This is a genomic window from Gemmobacter sp. 24YEA27 (assembly GCF_030052995.1).
Lineage (GTDB): Bacteria > Pseudomonadota > Alphaproteobacteria > Rhodobacterales > Rhodobacteraceae > Pseudogemmobacter.
This window is the reverse complement of sequence record NZ_JASJPW010000001.1, coordinates 20,422-37,116: the sequence shown is the minus strand read 5'-3', so window position 1 is coordinate 37,116 and position 16,695 is coordinate 20,422. Positions and strand designations below refer to the sequence as shown.

The window sequence follows — 16,695 nt, the reverse complement described above, 5'->3', positions numbered from 1 at the left end:
TCTGCAAGCGCCTGTTCTGGAGACAGGCGATTTGCGGCTGCGTATGCCGAAATTGTCGGATTTTGAATATCGCGCCGCCTTCTACGCCTCGGACCGTTCGGTCTGGGAGGGAGGGCCTTTGCTGCGTAACGCGGCCTGGCGTCTCTGGGCGTCCGAGGTCGGGCAATGGCCGCTGATGGGGTATGGTCCTTTCACGGTCGAAGACCGCAGCAATGGCGGCTATCTCGGCGAGGTCGGCATCTTTCACCCCGCCGAATACCCCGCGCCGGAGCTGGGCTGGTTCGTGGTGCCGGAAGCCGAGGGCCGGGGCGTTGCGGCGCGGGCGGCGCAAGCGGTGCTGACCTGGCTGAAAGGCGCGACCGACTGGCCCTTCATCACCAATATTATCGATCCGGGCAACCAGCGCTCCATCGCGCTTGGGCTGCGGATTGGCGGCGTGATTGACGCGACATTGCCGGGGATCGACCCGGGCGATGTGGTGATCCGCCATGATCTGAGGGCGGCGGCATGAGCTTTCCGAGCCTCACCTCGGACCGCCTGGTCCTGCGCGCGCCCGAAGCCGGAGATGCGGCCGCCTTTGTCGCCTTCGCGACTTCGGCTAGGGCGCGGTTTGTCGGGGGCGCGAAGACCGCCGCTCAGGCGTTCGAAAAATTCGCGGGCATGATCGGGCAGTGGCATCTGCGCGGCTATGGCCGGTTCACCATCACCGACCGCGCGAGCGGGGCGGCGCTTGGCCATGCGGGGCCGCTGCATTTCGACCCCGCCGCGCCGGTCGATCTGACCTGGTCGCTCTGGAGCGCGGAGGCCGAAGGGCGGGGCGTCGCCTCTGAGGCTGCGCAGCTGGTGCAGGCCTGGATGGTCGCAGATCCGCGTTTCACCAGGGCGGTGACCTCGATCCACCGCGACAACCACGCGTCAATGGCGATTGCCCGCAGGATCGGCGGCACGCCCACCGACCAGCCCTCGCCGCATATCGCTGGGGCGAGCCTCTGGCATTTCCCGCTGAAGACGGAGGCGACCGCATGATCCTGCTTTCCGGTGCGCCCGTACTGAACACCCTGCGCCTGACGCTTCGCGCCCCTGAAGAGCGCGATCTGCCGGGCTTCATCGCCTATATGGCAAGCCCCCGTGCGGTATTCACCGGCGGTCCGGCCACCGCCTCGGGTGCGTTCCAGACATTCGCGACCGTGATCGGCCATTGGGTCCTGCGTGGTTATGGGCTGTTTGCCGTGACGCTTACGGAGACCGGCGAAGCGATCGGCCTTGCCGGCCATCTGAACCCGCCCGCCTGGCCCGAGCCGGAACTGGCCTGGAACCTCTGGGATCCGGCGCATGAGGGCTATGGCTATGCGAGCGAAGCGGCTTTCGCCATTCGTGACCATGCCTTCGGTGCGCTTGGCTGGAACACGGCGATCAGCATGATCGCGCGCGACAATCACCGCTCGATGGCCCTGGCCCGCCGCCTTGGCGCGGCCCCCGAGCGCGATGACGAGATTTTCGGCAAGCCGATGACGATCTGGCGGCACCCGCGCGCCCCGCAACCGGAGAAGCATGATGAGTGATCCTGTCGCACGCGCCGCTGAGCTGCTGAAAGAACATCGCGAGTCGATTGACCGGCTGGACGCGATTCTCGTCTATACGCTGGCCGAAAGGTTCAAGCATACGCAATCGGTTGGCCGGCTGAAGGCCGCGCATGACCTTCCCCCATCCGACCCCGCCCGCGAGGCGCGTCAGATCGAACGTCTGGAAAAGCTGGCCGATGAGGCCCGTCTCGACCCGGAATTCGCCAAGAAATTCCTGACCTTCATCATATCCGAAGTCATCAGGCATCACGAGAAACTGCAAAAATAAGCGGGTTTGACGCCCGCGACACAGACATCTGAAGGAGATACCCATGTCTATGAAAATCCGTCTCGCCCGTGGCGGTTCGAAAAAGCGCCCGTTCTACGCAATCGTTGCGACCGATTCGCGCATGCCGCGCGATGGCCGCTTCATTGAAAAGCTGGGCACCTATAACCCGCTGCTGGCAAAAGACAACGAAGCCCGCGTCGTGCTGAATGTCGAGCGCATCCAATACTGGCTGAGCCAGGGTGCTCAGGCGACCGACCGCGTGGCCCGCTTCCTGGAATCGGCTGGTCTGAAAGAGAAAGCCGTCCGCTCGAACCTGAAATCGGCTGTCCCGGGCAAAGCAATGGCCGAGCGCGCTGCCAAGAAAGCAGCACGTTCGGAAGCTCCGGCTGCTGCCGAAGCGTGATCAAAACACGGATGGCCCTTTTGCCGGGGCCATCCGTTCCAGGACTGGAGCGGGCTATGTCTGACGACCGGATTTGTGTCGGTTCCATCGCGGGTGCCTGGGGGATCCGGGGCGAGGTGCGGCTGAAAAGCTTTTGCGCCGAGCCGACCGATATCGCCTCATATGGCCCGCTTTTCACCAAAGACGGCAATCGCAGCTTTGCGGTGACCCTGACCAGGCCGGTCGCGGGGGCCATCGGGGCGCGTCTGTCCGGCATCTCCACCAAGGAAGAGGCCGATGCCCTGCGTGGGACAGAGCTTTATGTCGCGCGTGACCGTCTGCCTGGCCTGCCGGATGATGAATTCTATCACACCGATCTGATCGGGCTTGCGGTGAAAGACACTGGTGGCGCGAGTCTCGGGACGGTGATCGCGGTCCATAATCACGGGGCAGGGGATCTGATCGAGATCCGGCTCACCCAGAAAGCCGCGCCGCTGCTGCTTCCTTTTACACAGGCAACCGTGCCCACCGTTGATCTTGCACGCGGAGTGCTGATCGCCGATCTGCCGGAAGGTCTGGACTGACGCCGGGCCTGGCTGCCTGCCAGTGCGGCCCTGTGTGTCAGGCGGAAAGCTGGCACTGAAGGCCCGTCTTCTCTGCCCCGTCTTTTGTGCGCCATGACAGCGTCACAGGCGTTAAGACATTTTCCGACATGCCAGAGCTTCCTTGGCGGTACCGGAACCACGGAGACCAGCAGGTCTGGATTGTCCCCATCTGCGGCCGAAATTACCCCTAAACGTCGCGGAACTTCCTGGGCCCGACACGGCGCTGCCTTGTTTTTGCCATGGCTGGTCCCTCTCGTTGAAACCGTCACCTGTGGCTCGGGACAGGCAGGGCCGGCGCGGGCCCTCACCCGGGTCGGGGTCGTGACAGCAACAGGGGCGGATCGCAATCCGCATCGGCGAAAGGGACGCGTCGTGACGCATCGGAAGCGGCTGATACAGGCGACAACTGTTCTCCTTTACATGGGGCCGTTGCTGGCCGGACTGGCCGGTTCAGGCGCGGGATATCTTCCGCCCTTCGTGGCCTTGTTCATGCTCTGGCTGGTGATGCTTCGGCCGCATAAATGGCCGCAACGCTTTGGCGAATGGCTGACCCTCAGGGCGGGGCTGGCGGCGCTGACGCTTCTGTGCTCACAGATCCTCTTCGTGGCCTTGCTGTTCGGGGTCGGGCGCGGCATCGGCGGCGTCCTTGGCTATATGCCGCTGATCAACCCTGTGCTGCCGGTGGCGCTGTCGCTTGTGGCGCTGCCGCTGCTGCGGATGGCCTGGCTGCCTGAACTGGCCATGGTGACTGGCGAAACCATTGACCGGCTGCTCTGGAGCGATGAGCCAGGTGCCGCGCCACCGCGACCGGTTCCGGCTTCGGCCGAGGCTGCGGTCTCTGCACTGTTTGCCCTGGCTGAGGATGGCGCAACCGAGGCCGGGGTCATGCTGGAACAGCTCGGCCACTTCCTCGATACCGGCGATATCTGGTCACGGCTTGCGGCACTTACGGCGGCACTGAATGCCTGCCCCGCGAGCCAGCATGTGCCACTCAGAACGGCGGTCATTCTGAAAGCCACAGAACCTTTCCCGCATTCGGACTATACGGTGCCTGGTGAGATGCGGACGGCCTTTGCCGCTGCCGGAAACTCCGAGGAACTCCTGTCGCTCCTGTCGTTGCGAGGTCGGACGCTTTTGCACAAGATCCCGGCGATGGCATCTTATTTCCCATCTGCAGGCGCGGTCCGCGATCTCGCCGGGGCCTGCGAAAGCAGTGCTGCGGCAAGGGCTTTGCGTGACCTCGCGGCGGCTCTGGCAGCAGCCGGAGCGCCAGAGCAGGCACCGGGTCAGGCATCGGGGCAGGCAAGCGAGCCGGTGCGGGGCCAGCCCGTCGCCGCGCGACCGGTCACCCCTGGCTTTGTGCCGCCGGTCGCCGGCGCCCGGCAGGCCTGAAACACGGTGCTCCTGACGCGAGGGCTTTGCCCTGATTGATACGGGCAGATCGGGAAACCGCTCCGTCCTGGTGATTTCACGCACGACCCTTTCGTGCCGACAGGTTTCGCGCTAGAGCGAGACCATGAGTGAAGAACCCGGTAAACAGCAAGCGATTGGCGGAGGGCCCGAGGGTTCCGGGAACGGGGCCGCACCCGACCGCAGCCATGGCAAACTGAAGATCAGCGCTTCCCTGAAGCCGCGCGATCTGATGCAGGAGCCGCGTCTCCTGCACGGGGCGTTTGAAACCCGGGTCGTCACCCTGTTTCCCGACGCCTTCCCCGGCACGCTCGGGCTCTCGCTGACCGGCAAAGCGCTGGAGATGGGGCGCTGGCGGCTGGAGACCTTTGATCTGCGCCAGTTCGGCGAGGGCAGGCACCGCAATGTCGATGACACACCTGCGGGTGGCGGCGCGGGAATGGTGCTGCGGGCGGATGTGACGCATCGTGCGCTGTCCGCGGCAATGGAGGGTGTGCGCGCCAGCCGCGCCACCTGGCCGCTGATCTATCTCTCGCCGCGAGGCCGGCCGTTCGATCAGTCAATGGCACGCCGGTTTGCGGCGGGCGAGGGGATGACGCTGCTCTGTGGCCGGTTCGAAGGGGTCGATCAGCGCCTGCTGGACCATTGGCAGATCGAGGAGGTCAGCCTCGGCGATTTCGTGATGACCGGGGGTGAGATTGCAGCCCAGGCGGTGCTGGATGCCACATTGCGACTTTTGCCCGGTGTGCTGGGCAATGCGGAATCGGCGGTGGAGGAGAGTTTCTCCGACGGGCTGCTGGAACATTCGCAATATACCAGGCCGGCAGAGTGGCAAGGCCTGGAGATCCCGCCGGTGCTGATGTCCGGCAATCACCGCGAAATCGCCAAATGGCGTCAGGCGCAGTCAGAAGAAATCACAGCCGCGCGGCGGCCCGATCTCTGGGATGCATTTCGCAAGCGGAAAGGGTGTTGAGGGGGCCAGCCCCCTCGCGCGTACCGCGCTCACCCCCGGGATATTTAGAGACAGAAAATGAAAGCCTTCTTTTGTCATTTTCTGTCCTTAAATATCCCCGCCGGAGGCATCCCGGCAGCATGCCGGGACAGGATGCGCGCCGCTTGACCGGAAAGCCGTCAGCGCCTATAGTCAGCGGGTCCGGGGTGAAAGCCTGTCGGACCCGATTCCTTTTGTCTGATCGATCCGTCTTCTTCGGCGGGGGCAGGCAGGGCGCGGCACGCTGAAAAGCAAAGTAAACCGAACCGATCTCCGGCGGGCCGGTCGCGCAAAACGCGATGCAGGGACCCGAAAGAAGACCAGGAGCTCTCGGCCAGGATCACCTCTGCGGGCAAAAACCGCAGGCATATGGAGAAATGCGATGAACCTGATCGCTCAGATCGAGGCGGAGCAGATTGCCGCACTCGATAAGAAGATCCCTGATTTCAAGGCCGGCGATACCATTCGCGTCGGCTATAAAGTGACCGAAGGCACCCGTTCGCGCGTGCAGGCCTATGAAGGCGTCTGCATCGCCCGCAAAGGCGGCGCCACCCTCGCGGCCTCGTTCACCGTCCGCAAGATTTCCTTCGGTGAAGGTGTGGAACGTGTGTTCCCGCTTTACTCGACCAATATCGATTCGATCGACGTGGTCCGCCGCGGTAAAGTCCGTCGCGCCAAGCTGTATTACCTGCGCGCGCGTCGCGGCAAATCGGCCCGTATCGCCGAAGACAGCACCTATAAAGCCAAATCGGAATAAGGAGAGCCGAGATGAAAGAGGGCATTCACCCCGAATATCACTTCATCGAAGTGAAAATGACCGACGGCTCGACCTATCAGACCCGTTCGACCTGGGGCAAAGAGGGCGACACCATGTCGCTCGACATCGACCCGCTGGCGCATCCGGCCTGGACCGGACAGTCGGCCAAGCTGATGGATACCGGCGGCCGCGTGTCGAAGTTCAAAAACAAATATGCCGGCCTTGGGTTCTGAGACCTGGCACAGATACAAAAGGCGCATCTTCGGATGCGCCTTTTTGCTTTGGATGCTGCTGACATGCGGGACCGGCGTCGCGGCAGATCCTTTCGCGGCCTTTGACGGTAAGTTCGCGCCACAAGCAGATTTGTCGCGCTGCGAAAAGCGCCCGATCGGGTTCCGGTCTCAGGATGGCGGTACTGTTCTCACGCTTTGGGGCTACAGTGAAAGTGGCTATTTCGACCCGTCCTGCCGTGTTCTCGGGCACGGGCCGGGCGATCTGATCCTGTCCTGGTTCCAGTTGCCCGAGGGGGACTTTCCGCTCGCCCCAGACGAGGACCGGCCTGAACGGCGTCTTCAGCGCGAGGCTGACGGGCGTGTTTGTCTGGGGAAGTTTCCGGGTGATGACGCCGCTTATGACTGTGACTGGTATGTTCCCTGTGCGGCAGCAGCAACCTCCTGAAATGCCGGGTCGTGGATTTCCTCTTCCCCTTTTGCCCGGTCCTTGCCAATAGACAGGCTGGAATGACCCCGGGGGAGAGCCACTGCCATGGCGCATATCATCGTAGTCGGAAACGAAAAGGGCGGGTCGGGGAAGTCGACCACCTCGATGCATGTCGCAACGGCGCTGGCCCGGATGGGGCATCGGGTGGGCGCGATGGATCTTGATCTCAGGCAGCGCAGCTTTGGCCGCTATGTCGAGAACCGCCGGGCCTTTCTTGCGAAGGCCGGGCTGGATTTGCCATCGCCGGATTACCGGGAGTTGCCCGAAGTCGACGAGCCAAGCCTTGTGGATGGTGAAAACCCGTTCGACCAGCGTCTGACGGCGGCGGTCTCGGCGCTGGACCCGGTCAAGGATTTCATCGTGATCGATTGCCCCGGCAGCCATACGCGGCTGAGCCAGGTGGCGCATTCGCTGGCCGATACGCTGATCACGCCGCTGAATGACTCTTTCGTTGATTTCGATCTTCTGGCCCGGATCGACCCTGAATCCGGCAAGGTGAAGGGCCCGTCAATCTATGCCGAGATGGTCTGGGGCGCGCGGCAATTGCGGGCGCAGGCCGGGCTGAAGCCGATCGACTGGATCGTTTTGCGCAACCGCCTGGGCGCCCAGGCGATGCATAACAAGAAAAAGGTCGGTGCCGCGCTGGAGGATCTCTCCCGCCGCATCGGCTTTCGTGTGGCGCCCGGTTTTTCCGAACGCGTGATCTTTCGCGAATTGTTTCCGCGAGGGCTGACGCTGCTTGACCTGAAGGATACCGGGGTCGAGCAGATGAACCTCTCCAACGTCGCCGCGCGGCAGGAGCTGCGCGACCTGATCAACGCGCTCAGGCTTCCTGCTGTGACGGCTGCGTTCTGAACAGCACCGCGCGCGAAACCGACACCTGACGCACCGCGTCGAGCCTTTGCAGCCGGGCGTCGAAAGCGGCATCGACATCTGGCTCGACGGCACGTTTCGCGGTCAGGCTGCGCAGAAATTCAAGTGCCTTGGTCATGGCGGCGTTCCTTCAGTTCCTGGCCCGCAGCCGGCTTTGCGGCTGGCAATGGGCCCATTGGTTTTCCTGAGCCCAAGGATCGCCGCGAACCGGGGCAGGTTTGTGGCAGCCTCCGGTTGAAACATGGGCCTTGGCCGTAGCGTTTTGGACAGACTGTTTCCGGTTGTAAAGGAATCCTCTGAGGCCCGGGCGTGCCCCGGCGCAGAACCGTATGCGGCAGCGATGTTTCCCGGCCTGTCGGGGCAGGTGGCCAGCTTCAGGCAGCCAAAAGCTGACCTGGTGGTGGATGGATTGCAGCGCAACGCCTTGGGCAAAGGGAAAAAGAACCTGATGGTGACGCCTGCAAAGAGCGGTTGTGCGCCTGACTGCCGGGGCAGGGGGGGACCCGTCGCCTGCGGCGGCGCCCCCCCGGGATATTTAAGGACAGAAACCAGGAAAAAAGATGACTTCTGTCCTTAAATATCCCCGCCGGAGGCCTCTTCCGGCATAAGAGGCGCGGTTTCCGTTCCGGCGAGCTCGCTTTCCAGAAAACGTTCGAACTGGTCCAGGTCGAGGGGCTCGAACTGGCCGAAGGCCTGCATCCAGACCGAGGCGCCGCGCAGGGCATCGGGCTCGAGTTTGCACCAGATCACCCTCCCGCGCCGCTCCCGCGTGATCAGCCCGGCATCCGCGAGCACGCCAAGATGTTTCGACACGGCTGCAAGGCTGATCTCGAACGGATGCGCCACATCGGTCACCGCCATATCATCTTCGAGCAGCATCGCGAGAATCGCGCGCCGCGTCGGATCGGCGAGGGCGGCGAAGACGAGGTCCAGCTGGGCGGAGGCGGAAAGCATGTCGCAGTATCGCGGCCAGGGCGGGCGGGCGCAACCGGCGATATTCAACCGTTTCGTTGAATATTGAAGCGGCGTGCAAATCGCGATCCTGCGCCCGCGGGGAGCGGAGAAAAGATAGGTTGCGAATCTCATATGCACGTAATTTCAATGGGTTGTGCTGAGATACCCCGAGTTCACGCAAGGTTGACACCCTTCCCCCCGCCGCATAGAACCCTCGCAAATGTCATGGGGTGGCGAAAATGGCTTCGGAACCCGATCCCGACAGGCTCAGGGCGCTGGAAAAGCGGCTTGGTGATCTGCGGGGCAAGCCGAAGTCAGATAAGACCTCTGTGGCGAAGGGCCTCTCGCATGGCGAGCTTGCCTGGAGAATGGTGATCGAGCTTGCGACCGGCATTATCGTCGGAACCGGGATCGGTTATGGGCTGGACAAGCTGTTCGGCACGATCCCGTTCCTCCTGGTGATCTTCTCGCTCCTGGGGTTTGCCGCGGGGGTGCGCACCATGATGGGCACCGCGCGGGAAGTGGCGGAAAAACGTGCGGCTGAGGCCGCAAGGGATGACAAGGCGGCAAAGGCAGAGGCCGGCGCCGCATCGGGTGAAGGGAACTGATCGTGGCGGCAGAAGGCACGGCTGAGGGCGGAAGCGGTTTTTCGATCCATCCGATGGATCAGTTCATTGTGAAACCCCTCTGGGGCGATGGCCCCGTGGGCACGTTCACCGTGACCAATGTGACGCTGTGGATGGGGATCGCACTTCTGTGCGTCTTCGCGCTGTTCGTGCTGGCGACCCGTCATCGCGGCATCATCCCGACCCGTCTGCAATCGGTCGCCGAAGTGTTCTACGGCTTTATCCATAACATGGTTGAAGAAGTCGCAGGCCATGACGGGGTGAAGTATTTCCCCTATGTCATGACGCTTTTCCTCTTCATCCTGCTCTCGAACCTCCTTGGCCTCTTGCCGATGAGCTTCACCACCACCTCGCATGTCGCCGTGACCGCGTCGCTTGCGCTTCTGGTGTTCTTCGGCGTTACCCTGATCGGGATCGCCCGCAAGGGTCTGGGCTTCTTCTCGATGTTCTGGGTGTCCTCGGCGCCGCTCGCGCTGCGCCCGGTTCTGGCGGTGATTGAGATCATCTCTTACATCATGCGCCCGGTGTCCCATTCGATCCGTCTTGCAGGTAACCTGCTGGCAGGTCACGCCGTTCTCAAAGTTTTCGCGGGCTTTGCCTCGATGGCGATCATCTCGCCGCTCGCGATCGCAGGTGCCGTTGGCATCTACGCGCTCGAGGTGCTCGTGGCCTTTGTTCAGGCCTATGTCTTCACCATTCTGACCTGTGTCTATCTGAAAGACGCTGTGGGCGACGCGCATCACTAAGCGTCACCCCTGACGGTCCGGACCTCAACTCAGCCAAATCCAAATACAGGAGTATTCGACCATGGAAGGCGAAATCGCAGCTCTCGGCAAATACATCGGCGCTGGCCTCGCGGCTTTCGGTCTCGGCGGCGCTGGCATCGGTGTGGGTAACATCGTCGGCAACTTCCTCGCCGGCGCTCTGCGCAACCCTTCGGCCGCTCCGGGCCAGACCGCCAACCTCTTCGTTGGTATCGCTTTCGCAGAAGCACTCGGGATCTTCTCGTTCCTGATCGCTCTGCTGCTGATGTTCGCAGTCTGATCTGCTTCTGACGTAAAAGTGGGAAGCGGCGCGGGTCGGAGACGGCTGGCGCCCTTCCTGTTCAGAAGGGATCGACGGAGAGCAGAATGGCAACGGAAACCCACGGCGTTAACTGGCATGCAGAATGCCTTTATGACGCGGGCGGCGCCAAAGGGATGCCGCAGCTCTGCACCGACTGGATGCCCAACCAGATTTTCTGGCTTGCGGTCGCCCTGGTGGTGTTGTTCGTGATCCTCTCGCGCATTGCCCTGCCGCGCATCGGCGCGGTGCTGGCCGAGCGCAAGGGAACGATCACCAATGATCTCGCCGCGGCCGAAGAGCTGAAGCTCAAGGCACTCGAGGCCGAGAAAGCCTATAACGAGGCGCTGGCAACGGCCCGCACCGAGGCTGGAAAGATCATCGCGGCAGCGAAGGCCGAAATCCAGAAAGACCTGGATGCGGCGACTGCAAAGGCCGATGTCGAGATCACCGCACGGGCTGCAGAGTCCGAGGCGAAGATCGCCGAGATCCGGGCCGGTGCTGAAGAGGCGGTTCAGGCCGTCGCGAAAGACACCGCGAAGGAACTGGTTGCAGCGCTTGGCGGCTCCGCCGATGCGCGGTCGGTAACGGCGGCGATTGCTGCCCGGCTGAAAGGGTAAGGCGATGAAAAAGCTTCTCATCACTGCCGCAGCCCTTGTGAGCGCGACGCCCGCCCTCGCGGCTTCGGGTCCGTTCTTCTCGCTCGGGAATACCGACTTCGTGGTCCTGATCGCCTTCCTGATCTTCGTCGGTATCCTGATCTATGCAGGTGTACCGGGGTTGCTCGGGCGGCTTCTCGATAAGCGTGCGGTCGCGATCAAGGCCGAGCTGGACGAGGCAAGGGCGCTGCGCGAAGAGGCCAAGTCGATCCTCGCTTCCTATGAGCGCAAGCAAAAGGAAGTGATCGAACAGTCGGACCGCATCGTGGCTTCGGCCAGGGATGAGGCCCGGGCCGCAGCCGACAAGGCGCGTGCGGATCTGGCCATTTCGATCGAGCGCAGGCTGAAGGCTGCTGAAGAGCAGATCGCTCTGGCAGAGCAGACCGCTGTTCGTCAGGTGCGCGAGCGCGCCGTGGCGGTTGCGATTGCGGCGGCAGGCGACCTGCTGGCGAAAAACAGCACCGAAGACTGGGCGGCTGCGTCGATTGAAGATGCGATTGCCCAGGTCGACGCCAGGCTGCACTGATCCGCGAAACCGAAATAAAAAAGCCCCGGCGCGTGAGCTCCGGGGCTTTTTCATTGTCTGAGCGCCCTGCAGGCCGGCGGTCAGCGCAGTTTCGGAATCGCCGGTTCCGCCGGGCCAAGGGCCGCGCGGGCAAAAGTGCGGATCCGATCCAGATCCTTGATGCCCGGCGCAGTTTCCACGCCCGAAGACACGTCGACCTGGCGCGCATTGGTCAGGCGTATCGCTTCGGCCACATTCTCGGGGGTCAACCCACCCGCGAGCATCCAGGGCTTCAGCCAGCGCCGTTGCGCCACCAGCCGCCAGTCAAAGCTCAGCCCGTTGCCGCCCGGCAGGGCGGTCCCTTTCGGGGGCTTGGCATCGATCAGCAGCTGATCTGCCACCAGCGCATAATCCATGAGCGGCGCCAGATCGCCCTCATCCGCTACGCCGACCGCCTTCATCACCGGCAGGCCGAAGCGCGCGCGGATCTCTGACACGCGCCCGGGCGTCTCGCTGCCATGCAGCTGCAGCATATCAATGGGCACTTCGGCCAGGATACTGTCGAGCAGGCCGTCATCAGCATCGACCACAAGCGCCACCTTGCACAGGCCCTCAGGCGCGCTCAGCGCGGCCTCACGGGCCTCTGTCAGCGAGGCATGGCGTGGGGACCTGGGAAAGAAGACAAAGCCCACATAGGCGGCTCCAGCGGCGGCGGCGGCAGAGACTTCGGCTGCATGGCGCAAGCCGCAGATCTTTACCCGGATGGGAGAGCTCACTTCCGCCCGTCCCCGGCGAGAATCGCAAGAACCTCGTCCCGGGGCGGCACGGAATTGCTGTCCTTCAGGACGGCGAGTTCCTTCTCAAGCCGCGCCACGGTCTTGGTCTGGACCTTTGCCGCCTGGCGTATCCGCATCTCGCGCATCCATTCCCAGATGAAGCCGACCAGGATGCCGATGGCCACCGATCCGAGGATCACCACAAATAGCGGGATCGACCAGCCGCCGGTGGTGCCGAGAATATTGCCGATGCCTTCGGGCAAGAGCCGCAACTGCACCTGTCCGCGATTGGCCAGGGCAAGCGTCAGCAGCACGAGGCCGGTGATGCCGATGAAGATAAAGCGCAGGTAACGCAGCATGATCCGCTATCCGTCAGTCAGGAACCGGGCAGGCAAAGCCTGCCCCTTGGCCGGAATATCGGGCTTAACGCAGCGCTGTTCAACCCGGCTTGCGCCGATCAGCGGCCGTTCAGCCGGTCGCGCAGCAATTTGCCGGTCTTGAAGAAGGGGACGCGCTTGTCCTCGACTTCGACGGCCTCGCCGGTGCGCGGGTTGCGGCCGGTGCGGGCGTCGCGCTCTTTGACCGAGAAGGCGCCGAAGCCGCGCAATTCGACCCGGTCGCCGCGCGACAGCGCTTCGATGATCTCTTCGAAAACCGTGTTCACGATCCGCTCAACATGGCGTTGGGTCAGATGCGGGTTCTCGTCTGCGATCTTCTGGATCAGTTCCGAGCGGATCATCCGGTCACTCCCCTTCGCGACATTGTTTCGGCCAGGATGTGGCAGTCAGCCCTGGCGCGTCTGTGATCATAAAAGCAGAAAAAGCGGATGAGGCAAATGAAAACAAGCACCTGGCTGCTATGAGACCCGGTGACCCGGTGCTGAAAAGCCGCTTGATGGTGCGATTGAGCCCTTCGTCGGCCCGTAGCGGCACCCGGATCCTGTCTGTGACCGCGCTGACCGGCGAATCGGGCACGCGCAAAAGAAAAAGGCCGGGGAGGATTTCCCCGGCCTTTCCTGTCATTTTCTCTCCAGGGCTGTGAGGCCGCCAATTGGTTCTGGCGGCGTTTCAGCCTTTGGCTCAGCGGTCGCCCTTCAGCGCGGCGCCGAGGATGTCGCCGAGCGAAGCGCCCGAATCCGAGGAACCGTATTGCTGAACAGCTTCCTGCTCTTCGGCGATCTCGCGTGCCTTGATCGACAGACCCAGCTTGCGGGTCTTCGAATCGACATTGGTCACGCGCACATCGACCTTGTCGCCGACCGAGAAGCGCTCGGGGCGCTGATCGGCGCGGTCACGTGCAAGATCCGAACGGCGGATGAAGTTCTTCATGCCGTTGTAATCGACCTCGACGCCGCCTTCTTCGATGGCGGTGATGGTCACGGTGATGATCGAACCGCGCTTCACGCCGTCAACAGCTTCCGAGAAGGTGTCCTCGCCCAGAGCCTTGATCGAGAGCGAGATCCGCTCTTTGTCAATGTCGACTTCCGAGACCGCTGCCTTGACGATGTCGCCCTTGCGGTATTCCTGGATGGCCTCTTCGCCGCGCTTGTCCCAGGACAGGTCGGAGAGGTGAACCATGCCGTCGATGTCGTTGTCGAGGCCAACGAACAGACCGAATTCGGTGATGTTCTTGACTTCGCCTTCGATGGTCGAGCCAACCGGGTGGGTCTCAGCAAAGACTTCCCACGGATTGCGCATGGTCTGCTTGAGGCCGAGGGAAACGCGACGCTTGGCCGAGTCGATCTCGAGAACCATGACTTCGACTTCCTGCGAGGTCGAAACGATCTTGCCGGGATGCACGTTCTTCTTGGTCCAGGACATTTCCGAGACGTGAACGAGACCTTCGACACCGGCTTCCAGCTCCACGAAGGCGCCGTAATCGGTGATGTTGGTGACGCGGCCTTTGTGGACCGACGAGATCGGATAGGCTTTTTCCACCGCATCCCACGGATCGTTCTGGAGCTGCTTCATGCCCAGGCTGATACGGTGGGTCTCTTTGTTGATCTTGATGACCTGGACCTTGATGGTCTCGCCGATCGACAGGATCTCCGACGGGTGGTTCACACGGCGCCATGCCATGTCGGTGACGTGTAGCAGGCCGTCAACGCCGCCGAGGTCAACGAAGGCACCATATTCGGTGATGTTCTTGACCACGCCGTCCACAACCTGACCTTCATGCAGGTTTCCGATGACTTCCGCACGCTGTTCAGCACGCGACTCTTCAAGGATCGCACGGCGCGACACCACGATATTGCCACGACGACGATCCATTTTCAGGATCTGGAACGGCTGCTTCATACCCATCAGCGGGCCGGCATCGCGCACGGGGCGCACGTCAACCTGGCTGCCCGGAAGGAAGGCAACAGCGCCGCCCAGGTCCACGGTGAAGCCGCCTTTGACGCGGCCGAAGATCGCGCCTTCGACGCGGATCTCGTCAGCATAGGCTTTCTCAAGACGATCCCAGGCCTCTTCGCGGCGGGCTTTCTCGCGCGAGATGACAGCTTCGCCACGGGCATTCTCGACGCGGTCCAGATAGACCTCGACGGTGTCGCCAACATTGATCGACGGAGCTTCGCCGGGATTAGCGAATTCTTTCAGATCGACGCGGCCTTCCATTTTGTAGCCGACATCGATGATGGCCTGGCCCGCTTCGATAGCGATGACCTTGCCTTTGACGACAGTACCCTCGTCGGGGGTGTCAATTTCGAAGCTTTCCGCAAGCAGGGCTTCGAATTCGTCCATAGCGTTTTTAGCGCACATAAGAGGTGTTTTCCTTTTGATGGTTTTCTGGCCATGCGGTTGGCTCCGCCGGTCTTTGGTGGCCCCGCGCGCGACTCAGGCGCAGGATGCGGTCCTATAGCGGCAAAGTCCCGTCAGGGCAAGCTCCGCCCCCTTTGCCGCCCTGATTCACTGCCCGGGCGGCGGGTTCAGGCCCAGCCGGACGGCGTCAAAGCCCGCTTTGGCAAAAATTGCCAGCAAGCGGGGCGCGAAGTCTGGGGATTTCGCATCAAGACATTGGCCGAAATACCAGTAAAGCGCCTTTGCCGCATCGGGCGGCGCCGCCAGCGCGCGCTCTGCCAGGGCGGCGAATTCTCCGGGCTGTGACGCGGTGGGGAAGAAATGGTGAAAATCCGACCAGCCGAACAGAACCCCCGGCTTTTCATGCAAAAGCCCCTCGATCGAGGCCGCTGAATTGACCGAGACCGTCAGCGCACAGGCATTGAGGATATCGTGGATATTGGCCTCTGTCGCGATCACTTCATAGCCGGCTGCCCGCGCCGCCGAAATGGTCGCCTGGCCGCTTTCCGGGTCAAGCGGATGCGGCTTGGCCACCACCGGGCGCCCTCCCGCCCCGGCGCAGACCCCGATCAGCATCTCGTCATAACCACAGGCCGCCTGCATCAGGCGCTGCGGCGCTGGCCCCTGCAGAAACACCGCAATGCAGCCCTCGGGCAGTTGCGCATGGTCCCGCGCCTGGCGATAGCGCGACAGGCGCGGCGTGACGAAACGGGCGCGCAGCAGGGCAAAATACTCCGCCGCGACACCAGGATCGATCCTTTTCGGCTTATAAAGGCGCATCCCGATGCTGCTTTCCGCCTGGATTCCGCGCGGATCGACATGAAAGAAACCGTCAAGATAGGCGGTCGCCGCGTTCAGCACCGCGGGCCGCTGTATCCTGCCATTTTCAACGATATGCAGATCTTCAGACGAAACCATCTTATAATCGGCCCGCTTCAGCTGCGGCGCCAGCACGACTTCACCGCCGAACCCGGTGATCACTGACCGGATCTCTTCGTAAAGCAGCGGCCCGCGCCGCCGGTCAAGCCGATCCCGAAACCGCTGCGGCAGATGCAGCACCACTTTCGCCGGCATTCAGCGCCGCTCCCGCACCGCCATAACGGCGGCGATGGCACGCTCTGACGCCGCCCCGATCCCCAGATCCGAAGTGTCGATCACCACCGCATCAGCTGCCGGGCGCAAAGGCGCATCGGCGCGATTCATATCGCGCTCATCGCGAAGCCGCACCTCCCCCAGCACGGTCTCATAGTCCGACTCCGCAGCCTCGCCCCCCAGTTCCAGCCAGCGGCGCCTTGCCCTGATCTCTGCGCGCGCCGTGACAAACAGCTTCACCTCGGCCCCGGGGCAGATCACCGTGCCAATATCGCGCCCGTCCAGCACCGCGCCGCCCGCGCGCCGGGCAAAATCGTGCTGGAACTGCAAAAGCGCCGCCCGCACTTCGGGGATCACGGCAACCCGGCTTGCCGCCTGACCGGCCTCAAGCGAGCGCAGATCGCCCCGCGCCAGATCCGCCACCGTCAGCTCCCGCGCCGCCGCCACCGGATCGCCGCCCTTGACCCCCACAGCCCGATAAAGCGCCCCCGTATCCAGATGCGCAAAGCCGAACCGCTCCGCCACCGCCCGGCTGATCGTGCCCTTGCCCGCCGCCGCCGGCCCGTCAATCGCCACTGTAAAAGCCATCCGCTGTCCTCTGATGCTCATTTTCTGTCTATAAATATCCCGGGGG

At 62.9% G+C, this 16,695-nt stretch carries 25 protein-coding genes; 17 read left to right on the top strand and 8 right to left on the bottom strand.

Features of this window, described 5'->3' with window-relative positions:
- Nucleotides 1-31 precede the first annotated feature (31 nt).
- From QNO18_RS00230 to QNO18_RS00175, 12 genes are all read left to right on the top strand, one after another.
- Entirely contained in the window at nt 32-511 is a 480-nt protein-coding gene (locus tag QNO18_RS00230) for a GNAT family N-acetyltransferase (RefSeq protein ID WP_283176053.1), read from the top strand.
- Nucleotides 508-1,026 (top strand): GNAT family N-acetyltransferase, encoded by a 519-nt coding sequence (locus QNO18_RS00225; protein ID WP_283176052.1) that lies wholly within the window; start codon nt 508-510, stop codon nt 1,024-1,026. Before QNO18_RS00230 ends, QNO18_RS00225 begins: the two co-directional genes overlap by 4 nt.
- Nucleotides 1,023-1,562: a GNAT family N-acetyltransferase gene (locus QNO18_RS00220; RefSeq protein ID WP_283176051.1), complete on the top strand. Its 540-nt coding sequence runs from the start codon at nt 1,023-1,025 to the stop codon at nt 1,560-1,562. The genes QNO18_RS00225 and QNO18_RS00220 overlap by 4 nt, the downstream gene beginning before the upstream one ends.
- Entirely contained in the window at nt 1,555-1,851 is a 297-nt protein-coding gene (locus QNO18_RS00215; protein WP_092899152.1) for a chorismate mutase, read from the top strand. The genes QNO18_RS00220 and QNO18_RS00215 overlap by 8 nt, the downstream gene beginning before the upstream one ends.
- A 43-nt stretch (nt 1,852-1,894) precedes the next feature.
- Nucleotides 1,895-2,254: a 30S ribosomal protein S16 gene (gene rpsP, locus QNO18_RS00210; RefSeq protein ID WP_198837631.1), complete on the top strand. Its 360-nt coding sequence runs from the start codon at nt 1,895-1,897 to the stop codon at nt 2,252-2,254.
- 56 nt (nt 2,255-2,310) lie between these two features.
- Nucleotides 2,311-2,817, top strand: coding sequence for a ribosome maturation factor RimM (gene rimM / locus QNO18_RS00205; protein ID WP_283176050.1), 507 nt, complete (start codon nt 2,311-2,313; stop codon nt 2,815-2,817).
- Between the two features lie 393 nt (nt 2,818-3,210).
- On the top strand, nt 3,211-4,230 hold the full coding sequence (locus QNO18_RS00200) for a hypothetical protein (protein WP_283176049.1): 1,020 nt from the start codon (nt 3,211-3,213) through the stop codon (nt 4,228-4,230).
- A 124-nt stretch (nt 4,231-4,354) separates the two neighbouring features.
- Nucleotides 4,355-5,221, top strand: coding sequence for a tRNA (guanosine(37)-N1)-methyltransferase TrmD (gene trmD / locus QNO18_RS00195; protein WP_283176048.1), 867 nt, complete (start codon nt 4,355-4,357; stop codon nt 5,219-5,221).
- 400 nt (nt 5,222-5,621) lie between these two features.
- Nucleotides 5,622-5,996: a 50S ribosomal protein L19 gene (rplS, locus tag QNO18_RS00190; protein WP_092899142.1), complete on the top strand. Its 375-nt coding sequence runs from the start codon at nt 5,622-5,624 to the stop codon at nt 5,994-5,996.
- 11 nt (nt 5,997-6,007) lie between these two features.
- Complete coding sequence (rpmE, locus tag QNO18_RS00185; RefSeq protein WP_092899140.1) at nt 6,008-6,229, top strand: 50S ribosomal protein L31; 222 nt, start codon at nt 6,008-6,010, stop codon at nt 6,227-6,229.
- A gap of 43 nt (nt 6,230-6,272) precedes the next feature.
- Entirely contained in the window at nt 6,273-6,674 is a 402-nt protein-coding gene (locus QNO18_RS00180; RefSeq protein WP_283176047.1) for a hypothetical protein, read from the top strand.
- A gap of 87 nt (nt 6,675-6,761) precedes the next feature.
- A complete protein-coding gene (locus QNO18_RS00175) occupies nt 6,762-7,571 on the top strand; it encodes a division plane positioning ATPase MipZ (protein WP_283176046.1) in 810 nt (269 codons plus the stop codon).
- Here the strand turns inward: QNO18_RS00175 and QNO18_RS00170 are convergent.
- Together QNO18_RS00170 and QNO18_RS00165 are read right to left on the bottom strand one after the other, a co-directional pair.
- A complete protein-coding gene (locus QNO18_RS00170; RefSeq protein WP_283176045.1) occupies nt 7,540-7,707 on the bottom strand; it encodes a hypothetical protein in 168 nt (55 codons plus the stop codon). The two genes, QNO18_RS00175 and QNO18_RS00170, sit on opposite strands and share 32 nt — an antisense overlap.
- 455 nt (nt 7,708-8,162) lie before the next feature.
- Entirely contained in the window at nt 8,163-8,543 is a 381-nt protein-coding gene (locus QNO18_RS00165) for a metalloregulator ArsR/SmtB family transcription factor (RefSeq protein WP_283176044.1), read from the bottom strand.
- Between the two features lie 239 nt (nt 8,544-8,782).
- Here QNO18_RS00165 and QNO18_RS00160 point away from each other — a divergent pair, with 239 nt between their 5' ends.
- The 5 genes from QNO18_RS00160 (at nt 8,783) to QNO18_RS00140 (ending at nt 11,416) form a co-directional block, all read left to right on the top strand.
- On the top strand, nt 8,783-9,151 hold the full coding sequence (locus QNO18_RS00160) for an AtpZ/AtpI family protein (RefSeq protein WP_198837641.1): 369 nt from the start codon (nt 8,783-8,785) through the stop codon (nt 9,149-9,151).
- Nucleotides 9,152-9,204: 53 nt separating this feature from the next.
- Entirely contained in the window at nt 9,205-9,915 is a 711-nt protein-coding gene (locus QNO18_RS00155; protein WP_283178713.1) for a F0F1 ATP synthase subunit A, read from the top strand.
- Between the two features lie 61 nt (nt 9,916-9,976).
- Nucleotides 9,977-10,213, top strand: a complete 237-nt coding sequence (locus QNO18_RS00150; protein ID WP_092899130.1) for a F0F1 ATP synthase subunit C — start codon at nt 9,977-9,979, stop codon at nt 10,211-10,213.
- An 86-nt stretch (nt 10,214-10,299) separates the two neighbouring features.
- Nucleotides 10,300-10,851, top strand: a complete 552-nt coding sequence (locus QNO18_RS00145) for a F0F1 ATP synthase subunit B' (RefSeq protein ID WP_198837642.1) — start codon at nt 10,300-10,302, stop codon at nt 10,849-10,851.
- Nucleotides 10,852-10,855: 4 nt separating this feature from the next.
- Complete coding sequence (locus QNO18_RS00140; protein WP_283176043.1) at nt 10,856-11,416, top strand: F0F1 ATP synthase subunit B; 561 nt, start codon at nt 10,856-10,858, stop codon at nt 11,414-11,416.
- Nucleotides 11,417-11,496: 80 nt separating this feature from the next.
- Here QNO18_RS00140 and QNO18_RS00135 read toward each other — a convergent pair whose 3' ends face one another.
- From QNO18_RS00135 to QNO18_RS00110, 6 genes are all read right to left on the bottom strand, one after another.
- Entirely contained in the window at nt 11,497-12,171 is a 675-nt protein-coding gene (locus QNO18_RS00135) for a phosphoribosylanthranilate isomerase (protein WP_283176042.1), read from the bottom strand.
- Nucleotides 12,168-12,530 carry a LapA family protein gene (locus tag QNO18_RS00130; RefSeq protein ID WP_198837645.1) on the bottom strand — a complete coding sequence of 121 codons (363 nt, stop codon included), beginning with the start codon at nt 12,528-12,530 and terminating at the stop codon, nt 12,168-12,170. The genes QNO18_RS00135 and QNO18_RS00130 overlap by 4 nt, the downstream gene beginning before the upstream one ends.
- Before the next feature lie 98 nt (nt 12,531-12,628).
- Nucleotides 12,629-12,910: an integration host factor subunit beta gene (ihfB, locus tag QNO18_RS00125; RefSeq protein ID WP_092899121.1), complete on the bottom strand. Its 282-nt coding sequence runs from the start codon at nt 12,908-12,910 to the stop codon at nt 12,629-12,631.
- 340 nt (nt 12,911-13,250) lie between these two features.
- Nucleotides 13,251-14,930 carry a 30S ribosomal protein S1 gene (gene rpsA, locus QNO18_RS00120; protein WP_092899119.1) on the bottom strand — a complete coding sequence of 560 codons (1,680 nt, stop codon included), beginning with the start codon at nt 14,928-14,930 and terminating at the stop codon, nt 13,251-13,253.
- Between the two features lie 147 nt (nt 14,931-15,077).
- Complete coding sequence (locus tag QNO18_RS00115; RefSeq protein ID WP_283176041.1) at nt 15,078-16,043, bottom strand: hypothetical protein; 966 nt, start codon at nt 16,041-16,043, stop codon at nt 15,078-15,080.
- Complete coding sequence (locus QNO18_RS00110; protein WP_283176040.1) at nt 16,044-16,649, bottom strand: (d)CMP kinase; 606 nt, start codon at nt 16,647-16,649, stop codon at nt 16,044-16,046. It abuts the gene before it with no gap.
- Nucleotides 16,650-16,695: the final 46 nt, after the last annotated feature.

Coding starts and splice junctions, on each gene's coding strand:
- QNO18_RS00145 (WP_198837642.1), top strand. CDS start 10,300: ATGGCAACGGAAACCCACGGCGTTAACTGGCATGCAGAATGCCTTTAT.
- rpmE (WP_092899140.1), top strand. CDS start 6,008: ATGAAAGAGGGCATTCACCCCGAATATCACTTCATCGAAGTGAAAATG.
- QNO18_RS00165 (WP_283176044.1), bottom strand. CDS start 8,543: ATGCTTTCCGCCTCCGCCCAGCTGGACCTCGTCTTCGCCGCCCTCGCC.
- QNO18_RS00215 (WP_092899152.1), top strand. CDS start 1,555: ATGAGTGATCCTGTCGCACGCGCCGCTGAGCTGCTGAAAGAACATCGC.
- QNO18_RS00175 (WP_283176046.1), top strand. CDS start 6,762: ATGGCGCATATCATCGTAGTCGGAAACGAAAAGGGCGGGTCGGGGAAG.
- QNO18_RS00110 (WP_283176040.1), bottom strand. CDS start 16,649: ATGGCTTTTACAGTGGCGATTGACGGGCCGGCGGCGGCGGGCAAGGGC.
- rimM (WP_283176050.1), top strand. CDS start 2,311: ATGTCTGACGACCGGATTTGTGTCGGTTCCATCGCGGGTGCCTGGGGG.
- QNO18_RS00220 (WP_283176051.1), top strand. CDS start 1,023: ATGATCCTGCTTTCCGGTGCGCCCGTACTGAACACCCTGCGCCTGACG.
- trmD (WP_283176048.1), top strand. CDS start 4,355: ATGAGTGAAGAACCCGGTAAACAGCAAGCGATTGGCGGAGGGCCCGAG.
- rpsA (WP_092899119.1), bottom strand. CDS start 14,930: ATGTGCGCTAAAAACGCTATGGACGAATTCGAAGCCCTGCTTGCGGAA.
- QNO18_RS00140 (WP_283176043.1), top strand. CDS start 10,856: ATGAAAAAGCTTCTCATCACTGCCGCAGCCCTTGTGAGCGCGACGCCC.
- QNO18_RS00160 (WP_198837641.1), top strand. CDS start 8,783: ATGGCTTCGGAACCCGATCCCGACAGGCTCAGGGCGCTGGAAAAGCGG.
- rplS (WP_092899142.1), top strand. CDS start 5,622: ATGAACCTGATCGCTCAGATCGAGGCGGAGCAGATTGCCGCACTCGAT.
- QNO18_RS00130 (WP_198837645.1), bottom strand. CDS start 12,530: ATGCTGCGTTACCTGCGCTTTATCTTCATCGGCATCACCGGCCTCGTG.
- QNO18_RS00155 (WP_283178713.1), top strand. CDS start 9,205: ATGGATCAGTTCATTGTGAAACCCCTCTGGGGCGATGGCCCCGTGGGC.
- rpsP (WP_198837631.1), top strand. CDS start 1,895: ATGTCTATGAAAATCCGTCTCGCCCGTGGCGGTTCGAAAAAGCGCCCG.
- QNO18_RS00170 (WP_283176045.1), bottom strand. CDS start 7,707: ATGACCAAGGCACTTGAATTTCTGCGCAGCCTGACCGCGAAACGTGCC.
- QNO18_RS00115 (WP_283176041.1), bottom strand. CDS start 16,043: ATGCCGGCGAAAGTGGTGCTGCATCTGCCGCAGCGGTTTCGGGATCGG.
- ihfB (WP_092899121.1), bottom strand. CDS start 12,910: ATGATCCGCTCGGAACTGATCCAGAAGATCGCAGACGAGAACCCGCAT.
- QNO18_RS00150 (WP_092899130.1), top strand. CDS start 9,977: ATGGAAGGCGAAATCGCAGCTCTCGGCAAATACATCGGCGCTGGCCTC.
- QNO18_RS00225 (WP_283176052.1), top strand. CDS start 508: ATGAGCTTTCCGAGCCTCACCTCGGACCGCCTGGTCCTGCGCGCGCCC.